Annotated in this window: 11 protein-coding genes; 7 read left to right on the top strand and 4 right to left on the bottom strand. The window is 70.8% G+C overall.

What is annotated here, in order from left to right:
- The 4 genes from D3105_RS28385 to D3105_RS28400 all read left to right on the top strand — a co-directional run.
- Window positions 1–1,469, top strand: a 1,469-nt coding sequence (locus D3105_RS28385) for an APC family permease (protein ID WP_240647051.1), incomplete at its 5' end; no start/stop codon positions are given.
- Between the two features lie 223 nt (window positions 1,470–1,692).
- Window positions 1,693–2,916, top strand: a complete 1,224-nt coding sequence (gene xseA, locus D3105_RS28390; protein ID WP_118905825.1) for an exodeoxyribonuclease VII large subunit — start codon at window positions 1,693–1,695, stop codon at window positions 2,914–2,916.
- Window positions 2,917–2,982: 66 nt separating this feature from the next.
- Window positions 2,983–3,225 (top strand): exodeoxyribonuclease VII small subunit, encoded by a 243-nt coding sequence (locus D3105_RS28395; RefSeq protein WP_118905826.1) that lies wholly within the window; start codon window positions 2,983–2,985, stop codon window positions 3,223–3,225.
- Window positions 3,226–3,400: 175 nt separating this feature from the next.
- Window positions 3,401–3,991, top strand: a complete 591-nt coding sequence (locus tag D3105_RS28400; RefSeq protein ID WP_118905827.1) for a malonic semialdehyde reductase — start codon at window positions 3,401–3,403, stop codon at window positions 3,989–3,991.
- 100 nt (window positions 3,992–4,091) lie between these two features.
- On the opposite strand, the gene D3105_RS28405 is transcribed toward D3105_RS28400, so the two are convergent.
- Entirely contained in the window at window positions 4,092–4,595 is a 504-nt protein-coding gene (locus D3105_RS28405; RefSeq protein WP_240647053.1) for a DUF4245 domain-containing protein, read from the bottom strand.
- A 202-nt stretch (window positions 4,596–4,797) separates the two neighbouring features.
- On the opposite strand from D3105_RS28405, the gene glpX reads away from it, so the two are divergent.
- On the top strand, window positions 4,798–5,829 hold the full coding sequence (gene glpX, locus D3105_RS28410) for a class II fructose-bisphosphatase (RefSeq protein ID WP_118905829.1): 1,032 nt from the start codon (window positions 4,798–4,800) through the stop codon (window positions 5,827–5,829).
- Window positions 5,830–5,908: 79 nt separating this feature from the next.
- On the opposite strand, the gene D3105_RS28415 is transcribed toward glpX, so the two are convergent.
- Window positions 5,909–6,280, bottom strand: a complete 372-nt coding sequence (locus tag D3105_RS28415; RefSeq protein ID WP_118905830.1) for a WhiB family transcriptional regulator — start codon at window positions 6,278–6,280, stop codon at window positions 5,909–5,911.
- Between the two features lie 165 nt (window positions 6,281–6,445).
- A complete protein-coding gene (locus tag D3105_RS28420) occupies window positions 6,446–7,141 on the bottom strand; it encodes a DUF1707 SHOCT-like domain-containing protein (RefSeq protein WP_118905831.1) in 696 nt (231 codons plus the stop codon).
- Window positions 7,142–7,319: 178 nt separating this feature from the next.
- Here D3105_RS28420 and D3105_RS28425 point away from each other — a divergent pair, with 178 nt between their 5' ends.
- Complete coding sequence (locus D3105_RS28425; protein WP_118905834.1) at window positions 7,320–8,990, top strand: fumarate hydratase; 1,671 nt, start codon at window positions 7,320–7,322, stop codon at window positions 8,988–8,990.
- A 55-nt stretch (window positions 8,991–9,045) separates the two neighbouring features.
- Here the strand turns inward: D3105_RS28425 and D3105_RS28430 are convergent, their stop codons facing one another.
- Window positions 9,046–10,047: a LuxR C-terminal-related transcriptional regulator gene (locus D3105_RS28430; RefSeq protein ID WP_118905832.1), complete on the bottom strand. Its 1,002-nt coding sequence runs from the start codon at window positions 10,045–10,047 to the stop codon at window positions 9,046–9,048.
- Between the two features lie 220 nt (window positions 10,048–10,267).
- Here D3105_RS28430 and D3105_RS28435 point away from each other — a divergent pair.
- The coding region (locus D3105_RS28435; protein WP_240647052.1) for an MFS transporter at window positions 10,268–11,396 on the top strand (1,129 nt) is incomplete at its 3' end.

The raw sequence follows: 11,396 nt of genomic DNA on the forward strand, positions 1-11,396 counted from the left end.
GTGGGTCGGGCAACCGGTTCGGCAGCGGTGCGGGGAGTGGGGCGGCGGGGGGTTCCAGCAGCGGTTCCGGCAGTGGTTCCGACAGCGGTTCCGGCAGCCGTACGGAGGAAGGGCGGCTGCGGCGGACCCTGGGGTTCCGGGACCTCGTCGTCTACGGGCTCCTCTTCATCGCCCCGATGGCCCCCGTCGGCGTGTTCGGGACCCTGGACGCGAAGTCCGACGGCGCGGTCGCCCTCGTCTACATCGTGGCCACCGTGGTCATGGGATTCACCGCGTTCAGTTACGCCCAGATGGTGCGGGTCGCGCCCTTCGCCGGTTCGGTCTTCACGTATGCCCGCAAGGGGCTCGGGGAAGGGCCGGGGTTCATCGCCGGGTGGATGGCGATGCTCGACTACCTGCTGATCCCCGCCGTCGCCTATCTCTTCTCCGGGATCGCGATGAACGCCCTGGTACCGGAGGTCTCGCGGTGGGTGTGGACCGCGATCGCGGTCCTCGTGACCACCCTGCTCAACCTGTGGGGCGTACGGGCCGCGGCCCGCGTCGGCTTCGCGGTGCTGGCCATGGAGATCGTGGTGCTGCTGGTCTTCGTGGTCGCGGCCGTGGTCGTCCTCGTACGGGACGGGGCGCAGCGCGGCTGGCTGACACCGCTGTCCGGGGACACCGGGTTCTCCGTGGGGGCGGTGCTGGGAGCCGTGTCGATCGCCGTGCTGTCGTATCTGGGCTTCGACGCCATCGCCTCGTTCGCCGAGGAGGTGACGGGCGGCTCGCAGAAGGTGGCGCGGGCGGTGCTGTTCTGTCTGGTGCTCGCCGGTGTCCTGTTCGTGGCCCAGTCGTATCTGGCGGCGCTGCTGGAGCCGGTGAGCTCGGCGGAGCTGGCGGCGGACCCGGCGGCGCACGGGTCGGCGTTCTACGACGCGGTGGACGCCTCGGTGGGGACCTGGCTGCACGATCTGGTGGCGGTCAGCAAGGCGATCGGGGCCGCGTTCGCCGCGCTGGCGGGGCAGGCCGCCGCCGGCCGGCTCGTCTTCGCGATGGCCCGGGAACGGCGGCTGCCGCACCTTCTCGCGAAGGTCGACCCGAAGTCGGGCGTGCCGCGGCCGGCGATCCTCGGAGCGGGCATCGTGACGCTGGTGGCCGCGGTGTGGGCCGCCCGGCGCGACGACGGCCTGGACCATCTGGTCTCGGTGGTCGACATCGGCGCGCTGACCGCGTTCGTGCTGCTGCACGCGTCGGTGGTCGGCTGGTTCGTCGTTCGCCGGATGGCGGGGCCACCGGTGTGGTGGCGGCACGTCCTCGTCCCGGTGGTCGGCGCGGGGGTGCTGGTCGCGGTCATCGTGGAGGCGACGACCTCCGCCCAGGTGGTGGGTCTCTGCTGGCTCGGGGTGGGGTTCGTGGTGCTGGCGGTGCAGGGGACGGGGCGCCGGAGCGGGGCCGAGGGGCCCGGCGCGCCCGGTCGCGTGAAGCGGTGAGGTCCGGGTGAGCGGCTCGGGCAGGCCCGGTGGGCCCGGCCACGTGAAGCGGTGAGGTCCGCGTGAGCGGCTCGTGCAGGCTCGGGTCAGCCACGTGGACCGCCCGGGTGGGCCACGCCGTCCCGCCCGCGTGTCCCACGCGCCGTCCGGGGCCGGGCCCCTGCACGTCCGGCCTCCGCGCGGGGCCGGTGTGCTGTCGGCGGGTGCCGATACGCTCGCCCGTATGGCTCTCAACACGTCCGCGGAAGCGCCGCTGCCCGTCGGCGAGGTGTCCCGGCTCATCGGGGGGTGGATCGACCGGCTCGGCGCCATCTGGGTGGAGGGGCAGATCACCCAGCTGTCGCGGCGGCCGGGGGCCGGGGTCGTCTTTCTGACGTTGCGCGATCCGTCCCACGACATCTCGGTGAGCGTCACCTGTTTCCGGCAGGTCTTCGACCGGATCGCCGATGTGGTGACGGAGGGCGCGCGTGTCGTCGTCCTCGCCAAGCCCGAGTGGTACGCGCCCCGGGGGCAGCTGTCGCTGCGGGCCACCGACATACGGCCGGTCGGCATCGGTGAGCTGCTCGTGCGGCTGGAGCAGCTGAAGAAGTCGCTCGCCGCCGAGGGGCTCTTCGCGCTGGACCGGAAGAAGGCGCTCCCCTTTCTCCCCCAGCTCATCGGGCTCGTCTGCGGGCGGGCCTCCGCCGCCGAGCGGGACGTCCTGGAGAACGCCCGCCGCCGCTGGCCCGCCGTGCGCTTCGAGGTCCGCAACACCGCCGTGCAGGGGGTGAACGCGGTCGCCCAGGTGGTGCAGGCGGTCGAGGAGCTGGACGCGCTGGACGAGGTCGACGTGATCGTGGTGGCCCGGGGCGGCGGCAGCGTCGAGGATCTGCTGCCGTTCTCCGACGAGCAGTTGATCCGGGCCGTGGCCGCCTGCCGTACGCCGGTGGTCTCCGCGATCGGCCATGAACCGGACTCCCCGCTGCTGGACCTGGTCGCCGATCTGCGCGCCTCCACGCCCACCGACGCGGCCAAGAAGGTCGTCCCCGACGTGGGCGAGGAGCTGGAGCGTGTACAGCAGTTGCGGGACCGGGCGCTGCGCACCGTACGGGGGCTGCTGGACCGGGAGGAGCGGGGGCTCGCGCACGCGCTGGGCCGCCCGGCGATGGAGCGGCCCCAGCGGCTGGTGGACGAGCGCGAGGCCGAGGTGGACGCGCTCCTCGGGCGCAGCCGCCGGGTGCTGGGCCATCTGCTGGACGGGGCCGACTCCGAGCTGTCGCACACGCTCGCCCGGGTCGTCTCGCTGTCGCCCGCCGCGACCCTGGAGCGGGGTTACGCCGTGCTCCAGCGGCCCGACGGCCATGTGGTGCGCTCCCCCGACGAGGCCGGGGCGACCGGCGAGCCGCTGCGGGCGCGGGTGGCGGAGGGCGAGTTCACGGTGCGGGTGGACCGGGACGGGGACGGGTGAGCCGGCCGACCGGCGGCCGCGGCCGTTCCCACGATGACGTAACAGCTCACATCTAGGGTGGATCACATGACGGACGACGGTACGGCGGCGGCTGCCGCCACGGGCACGCTCGGGTACGAGCAGGCACGCGACGAGCTGATCGAGGTCGTACGCCGGCTGGAGGCGGGCGGCACGACGCTGGAGGAGTCGCTGGCCCTGTGGGAGCGGGGCGAGGAGCTGGCCAAGGTCTGCCGGCACTGGCTGGAGGGCGCCCGCGCCCGGCTGGACGCGGCCCTGGCCCGCCCGCAGGACGGCGGCGACGAGGGCTGAGGCGGGCCCCGCAGGACCGTACCGAGGAGGGCTGGGCGCACCCTCAGGCAAAGTAGCTGCATCATGCAATGGTGTGCAATGGATCACTCGATTCCCGTTTTAGTTGAAAGTTAACCTATCTCTGGAGTACCTTCGAGCTCTCCCCACCGCGTTCGTTCGGAAGGTTTGCACCAGAATGTCTCTCGTTCTCGACCCCGCCGCTCAGGACCTCCTCTTCCGCGAGGCCCGCACCGCCAACACCTTCACCGACGAGCCCGTGACCGACGAGCAGGTCCAGGCGATCTACGACCTGGTGAAGTTCGGCCCGACCGCCTTCAACCAGTCGCCGCTGCGTGTCGTCCTGGTCCGCTCCGCCGAAGGCCGCGAGCGCCTGGTGCAGCACATGGCCGAGGGCAACCGCCCGAAGACCGCCACCGCCCCGCTGGTCGCGATCCTGGCCGCCGACAACGAGTTCCACGAGGAGCTTCCGGCGCTGCTCCCGCACTTCCCGCAGGCCAAGGACATGTTCTTCTCGGAGCGCCCGGTCCGTGAGTCGGCCGCCGGCCTCAACGCCGCGCTCCAGGCCGCCTACTTCATCATCGGCGTCCGCGCCGCCGGTCTGGCCGCAGGCCCGATGACCGGCTACGACGCAGCGGGCGTCCAGAAGGAGTTCCTGGACGGCGACCACACCCCGCTGATGGTCGTCAACATCGGCAAGCCGGGCGAGGACGCCTGGTTCCCGCGCAGCCCGCGCCTGTCCTTCGACGAGGTCGTCACGACCGTCTGAGCCTCCGTCGCACGGTCACCCTCACGCGCGAAGGGCCCCGGAACACCATCACCTGGTGTTCCGGGGCCCTTCGCGTATGAGAGTCGGCGCGGGCCGCGCGTCAGGAAGCCGGCGTGGCGGGCGGCGTCGTCTTCAGCGCCTCGACCATCTCGACCAGGCTCTCCTTCGGCGCCGAGCCGGTGACCACCGTGGTGTGGCCCTTGCCGGGCAGCACGAGGGCGTTGTACTTGTCGCCCTCCCAGACCTGCCACTCCTTGCCCGCCACCGTCTCGGTCCGGCCGGTGTCCTTCGCCTTCTGGGTGACCTCGGGGACGTACGTGCGCGCGGCGGAGGTGGACTGCTCGACCGCGACGTACCTGCGGTCGGCGTCGAGGAAGCCCAGGTGCCAGGCCTTGCCCTCGGCCTCGTCGTAGCGGACGGAGGTCGCCTTCCACTTCTCCGGCAGGCCCTCCGGCGCGGCCACCGGGTAGGGGGCGTCGGTCCGTACCGTCGCCAGCTCCACGGTGAAGTCGACCGCCTTGATCGGGTCGGCGTGCTCGTCCTTCGGGATGAAGAGGTATATGACCCCCGCGCAGGCGGCGATCACCAAAGTCGACAGGAACATGTCCCGGACTGTCTGCTTGCCTCGCTTGCTTGCCACGGGTCCATGGTGGCACGCGGCCTGACACGCCCGGCCGCAGGGTGCCGGTCGGAGACGGCGACGCCGGGGTGCTCATGCGTGACCCGCACTGCTCATTTTATCGACCTACCGATAGAGTCGCAGCACCCTCATATCCGGTCGTCGCCGTACAGAAAGGTGCGCTCCGATGTCCGAGCATCATCTGCCGTCCCAACTGGAGGTCTCCCCGGAGGCCCCCGACCGCAACCTGGCCCTGGAGTTGGTCCGGGTCACCGAGGCCGCTGCCATGGCGGCCGGGCGCTGGGTGGGCCGCGGCGACAAGATCGGCGCCGACGGCGCCGCAGTGAAGGCCATGCGGACCCTCGTCTCGACCGTCTCGATGAACGGCGTCGTCGTCATCGGCGAGGGCGAGAAGGACGAAGCCCCCATGCTGTTCAACGGCGAGCGGGTCGGCGACGGCACCGGCGCCGAGGTCGACATCGCGGTCGACCCGATCGACGGCACCACGCTCAACGCCAAGGGCATGCCGAACGCCATCGCCGTGCTGGCGGCGGCCGACCGCGGCGCGATGTTCGACCCGTCGGCGGTCTTCTACATGGACAAGCTGGTCACGGGGCCCGAGGCGGCGGACTTCGTCGACATCAACGCCCCCGTGGCCGTGAACATCCGGCGCGTCGCGCGGGCGAAGAACTCCACGCCCGAGGACGTCACCGTCGTCATCCTGGACCGGCCCCGGCACGAGGGCATCGTCAAGGAGATCAGGGAGACCGGCGCGCGGATCAAGTTCATCTCGGACGGCGATGTCGCGGGCTCGATCATGGCGGCCCGCGAGGGCACCGGCGTCGATCTGCTGATGGGCGTCGGCGGAACGCCCGAGGGCATCATCTCGGCGTGCGCCATAAAGTGCCTCGGCGGTGTCATCCAGGGCAAGCTCTGGCCCAAGGACGAGGCGGAGCGCCGGAAGGCGCTGGACGCGGGCCACGACCTGGACCGGGTGCTGTCCACCGACGACCTGGTCAGCGGCGACAACGTGTTCTTCGTGGCGACGGGGATCACCGACGGTGAGCTGATGCGCGGTGTGCGGTACCGCGCGGAGACGGCGACCACCGAGTCGATCGTGATGCGGTCCAAGTCCGGCACGATCCGGTCGATCTCCTCGACCCACCGGCTGTCGAAGCTGCGCGCCTACAGCGCCATCGACTTCGACCGCGCGAAGTAGCCGACGCCCGGGGCGCGCAGAGCGCACGAAGGGGGTGCGGGGAGCAGATACGCTCCCCGCACCCCCTTCGCGTACGCGCTCAGCCTGCCGCGGCTATGTGCTCGGCCGTCGTCGCGGCCTTGAGTTCGATGTCCCGCCGTCGCCGCCGGGCGAGCGCCACCCGGCGCTCGGCGGCGGTGAGTCCGCCCCACACCCCGTACGGCTCGGGCTGCATCAGCGCGTGCTCCCGGCACTCGATCATGACCGGACAGCCGCCGCACACCCGCTTGGCGGCCTCCTCGCGGGCCAGCCGGGCAGCAGTCGGTTCCTTGGAGGGGGCGAAGAAGAGGCCCGCCTCGTCGCGGCGGCAGGCCGCCTCCGAATGCCAGGGGCCCGCATCATCCTCCCGGGCGGGGGTCCGCTGGGCCGGAACGGCGGCGACCTGCAGAGGCTGATGCGGCGATTGCAGCACGGGCTACTCCTGACGACGGCTACGGCTTCGCGAGCGAGAGTCGATGCTGCACTCCCTACCCGCTGTACGTACGCCTATGCACTGAGTGGCACCGGCGCGCGACGCACCGCAATGCGCCCCCGCGGCATTCTGGCCGAATGACGGAGGTCGTCCGTCGTGCCGTATTCAGTGGCCCAGGTGTTTACGCAGCCGCCTCTGGAGGTCCGCGACGAACTTTCCGCGCTTCGGCTTCGCCTCCACACTCCCGAACACCGCATAGCCGTTCACGACGACGACCGGGGCTTCCGGGTCGGTGGATTCGAGCGACTTCACCTCGAAACCGCCGAAGACACCGGTGCCGTTGCCGCGCAGGGAGATGTTCTCCGGGACGCGGACCTCGACGCTTCCGAAGATGGACGTCGCATTGATGACGGTGAAGCGTTGGCCGAAAAGCGCTTCGGTCAGATCGATCTCGACGCTGCCGAAGAGCGCGAAGGCGTTCGTCCGGCCGCCGACCCGCCAACGCCCCTTGCGAACGGAGCTGCTGAAGACCGCGACGAGATTGTCCGCGGGGCCTTCCGGGGCCTCGGGGCCGTAGCTGTACGGGCGCGGGCCCGGGCCCTGCGCGGTGGAACCGGAGGAGGCGGGCAGGTCCCGGACGAGCGGCTGGAGTTCGCCGACGGTCTTGGCCCGGTAGACGAGGTCCACCCGCTCGGCGTGCTCGTCGGCCGTCAGACGGCCCTCGGCCATCGCCTCCCGCAGGATGTCGGCGATCCGGTCGCGGTCGGCGTCGGAGGCGCGGATGTCATCGCCGTTCAGGACTTCGGCGGGCGGTGGGACGGCCGGCCTGAGGGGCTGCTGGGGCTGCTTCTCTAGGTCCACCGACCCAGCGTACCGAAACGCGATAGATCGCGACTACCCCTCCAACCGGCGCGCCCCCGCCCCGTCCGGGTCCAGGTGAGCCTTACCTCACAGGACCCGCGCGAAGCCGGCGTTCTACCCTGGTGGACGCGCTGCCCGAGGGAGGTCAGCCGCTGTCGCCGAGTGAGGAATGGCCGTCATGGCAGAGTTTGCGTACTCCGATCTGCTCCCCCTGGGGGAGGACACCACGCCGTACCGTCTGGTGACCGCCGAGGGTGTCTCCACCTTCGAGGCCGACGGCCGGACGTTCCTCAAGGTCGAGCCGGAGGCGCTGCGCACGCTGGCCGCCGAGGCGATGCACGACATCTCGCACTATCTGCGCCCCGCCCACCTGGCGCAGCTGCGGCGGATCATCGACGACCCGGAGGCGTCCTCCAACGACAAGTTCGTGGCGCTGGACCTCCTGAAGAACGCGAACATCGCCGCCGCCGGCGTCCTGCCGATGTGCCAGGACACCGGCACGGCGATCGTCATGGGCAAGCGCGGGCAGAACGTGCTGACCGAGGGCGGTGACGAGGAGGCCCTGTCGCACGGGATCTACGACGCGTACACCAAGCTCAACCTGCGGTACTCGCAGATGGCCCCGCTGACCATGTGGGACGAGAAGAACACCGGCTCCAACCTCCCGGCCCAGATCGAGCTGTACGCCACCGACGGCGGCGCGTACAAGTTCCTGTTCATGGCGAAGGGCGGCGGCTCGGCCAACAAGTCCTTCCTCTACCAGGAGACGAAGGCCGTCCTGAACGAGGCCTCCATGATGAAGTTCCTGGAGGAGAAGATCCGTTCGCTGGGGACCGCGGCCTGCCCGCCGTACCACCTGGCGATCGTGGTCGGCGGTACGTCGGCGGAGTTCGCGCTGAAGACCGCCAAGTACGCCTCCGCGCACTACCTGGACGAGCTGCCCGCCGAGGGCTCCCCCACCGGGCACGGCTTCCGGGACAAGGAGCTGGAGGAGAAGGTCTTCGAGCTGACGCAGAAGATCGGGATCGGCGCGCAGTTCGGCGGCAAGTACTTCTGCCACGACGTGCGCGTGGTGCGGCTGCCCCGGCACGGCGCCTCGCTGCCCGTCGCGATCGCCGTGTCCTGCTCGGCGGACCGCCAGGCCACCGCGAAGATCACCGCCGAGGGCGTCTTCCTGGAGCAGCTGGAGAAGGACCCGGCGCGCTTCCTGCCCGACACCACCGACGAGCACCTCGACGAGGCCGGCGGGGACGTCGTGGAGATCGACCTCAACCGGCCGATGGACGAGGTGCTGGCCGAGCTGACGAAGTACCCGGTCAAGACCCGGCTCTCGCTGACCGGCCCGCTGGTCGTGGCCCGCGACATCGCGCACGCCAAGATCAAGGAGCGGCTGGACGCGGGCGAGGAGATGCCGCAGTACCTGAAGGACCACCCGGTGTACTACGCGGGCCCGGCGAAGACGCCCGAGGGGTACGCCTCCGGTTCGTTCGGTCCGACGACGGCCGGCCGGATGGACTCGTACGTGGAGCAGTTCCAGGCGGCGGGCGGCTCGAAGGTGATGCTCGCCAAGGGCAACCGCAGCAAACAGGTCACCGACGCCTGCGGCTCCCACGGTGGCTTCTACCTCGGCTCGATCGGCGGCCCGGCGGCCCGGCTCGCCCAGGACTGCATCAAGAAGGTCGAGGTCGTCGAGTACGAGGAGCTCGGCATGGAGGCGGTCTGGAAGATCGAGGTGGAGGACTTCCCCGCGTTCATCGTCGTGGACGACAAGGGCAACGACTTCTTCACCGAGCCCGCCCCGGCTCCGACGTTCACCAGCATTCCGGTGCGGGGGCCGGGTCTGGCCTGACCCGTGACGTGTGCGCAGGGGCTCGCCCGTACGGGGTGGGCCCCTGCGGCGTATCTCAGTCGTCCAGCAGGCCCGATGTCGCGACCAGGTAGCCGAGTTGGGCCCGGCTGTTGCTGCCGAGCTGCTCGGAGACCTTGCGCATGTGCTCGGCGACGCTGCGGCGGCTCATGCCGATCCGGCGGGCGATGGCGGCGTCCGTCTCGCCGTTGACGACGGCCTGGAGGATCGCGCGCTGGAGGTCGGAGGTGACGACGGGGGTGCGCAGCGGCGCGCGTTCGGGGCGTACGGGGACGGCGCGGGACCACGCCTCGTCGAAGTGGCGGACCAGGAAGCGGACCAGCGATGGGTGCCGGACGCGCAGCGCGGTGTGGGGTTCGTCGGAGTACGGGATGAAGGCGAGGTCCCGGTCGAAGACGATGAACCGGTCCATGACCTCGGGCAGGGTCCTGATCTCGGCCCCTTCGGCGGTCACCTGCTCGATGTAGGCGAGCGTGGTGCGGTCGGAGCGGACGGTGTGCTGGTAGAGGGTGCGCTGCCGGATGCCGCGCCGCAGGTTGTTCAGATCCCGCGGCAGGGACTGCTCCAGGACGTGGGCGGGGCGTCCGCCGCCGGGGTGGGCGGTGCGGACCTCGGCGCGGCAGCCGCTGACCCCGGCGTCCAGGGCCTTGCTGATGACGGCCTCGCCGGAGAGCGGGGTGAGGGCGGGGCGTTCGGGCCGGTGGACCTCGGCGTAGAGGCCCTCGAAGGCGGCGAGGGTGGCGCGGGCGGAGCGCAGGGTGCGGCGCTGCTCGACGATCGCCTCCTCGATCGGGGCGAGCGCGGCGAACGAGGCGGTCTCCGGCGGTACGGGGATGAGGTGGCCGGGCGAGTCCTGGTCGGCGACCAGCAGATGCAGGGAGAGCAGGCAGGGGGGTGCGGCGGCGGCCGGGAGGCTGTCCTCCGTCAGCGCACGGCGATAGGTCGCGAGCGCCGCCTCGCAGGGTTGTTCCGGTATCGACCGGTCCGAGGGTGATTCACGGCAATCACATACCGGTGAGAGGGAATGATCGTCCTTCACAAGGATGCAGATTACCTTTGTGCAATCGGGAGTCTCCCGCCCGGCTCCCGCGCTCGACGAGTATGAGCGGGTGACATCTGGAATCGGGAGTGCGGACGGGACGACGGCGGACGAGCCGGACGGAGGATCTCGAAAGACGCGGGACACCGCGGTCTCCGAGCGCCGTTTTCGATTCCTGGTGGCCGGATACGCGGTGTCTTCCTACGGCACATTCCTGAATATGGTCGCGCTCAATCTCTTCGTCTACGAGACGACGGGCCGGGCGTTGGCCATGGGCCTCTTCATGGCGGTGCGGCTGGCCTCCGGATTCGTCGCCGGACTGGTCGTCGGCGGACTGCTCGCCCGTTTCAGCGCGAAAAGCATCATGCTGTGGGCGAATGTCGGTCAGGGCGCCGTGATGCTGGTGCTCATCCTGGCCCCCGAGTCCCTGGTGACCGGGGCGCTGATGGCCGTCTCGATGGTGATCGGGGCGTGCGGGACGCTGTTCATGGTCGCGTTGCGCAGCTCGATCCCGGAGATGGTCGGCGAGGACCGCAGGGCCTGGGCCAACTCGCTGTCGATCACCGGCCGTTCGCTGGCCATGGTGGCGGGGTTCGCCTCGGCGGGTGTGGTGGTGTCCCTCGTGGGGTACACCGCGGCCTTCCTGCTCGACATGGCGACGTTCGTGATCTGCGCGGTGACGGTGGCCCTGCTGCCGATCGCGGGCGGCAAGGGGGCGGGTACCGACGCGGGGAAGCCCGGGAAGGCGGAGAAGAGCGGGCCGCGGTGGCGACCCGTGGCCTTCCTGGCGCTCGCCGCCGCCCCCGGTCTCGGCCTGATGGTGGCCCTGCGCGGGGTCGACGCGTTCGGCTCGTCGTCCCACAACGCGGCACTGCCCATCTACTCGACCTCGCTGGACGCATCGAACCCCGCGGTGTTCGTCAGCGCGTTCTGGTGTGTGTGGGCGCTCGGCAACATCGGTGCCCAGCAGGTGATCCAGCGGTACACCCAGCGCACCGGCAAGACCGTGGGGGCGCTCGGATTCGGCTACGGCACGGTGGTGATGTCGGCGGCGTTCATCGCGGCGTTCGCCGGGTTCCCGCTGGCGGTCACGGCGCTGATCGCGCTGATCGCGGGGGCTGCGGACGGTCTCACCGAGGTCGCGTACACCTCGCACCTCCAGACACTTCCGGCCACGTTGCGCGGTCACGCCTTCGGTCTTTCGGCCACTTTCGAGAACCTGGGTTTCGGAGTCGGCATGATCCTGGTGGCGGCGGCCCTCGACCGGTTCTCCCCGCTGGCCGTGGTGGGCTGGTCCCACGGCGCCGCCATCGTCGTCGCCGTGGTGTTCCTGCTGCGGGTGGCGGCGC

Origin of the sequence: Streptomyces globisporus, from assembly GCF_003501885.1 — a bacterium.
In the GTDB taxonomy this organism is placed as follows: Bacteria; Actinomycetota; Actinomycetes; order Streptomycetales; family Streptomycetaceae; genus Streptomyces; species Streptomyces globisporus_D.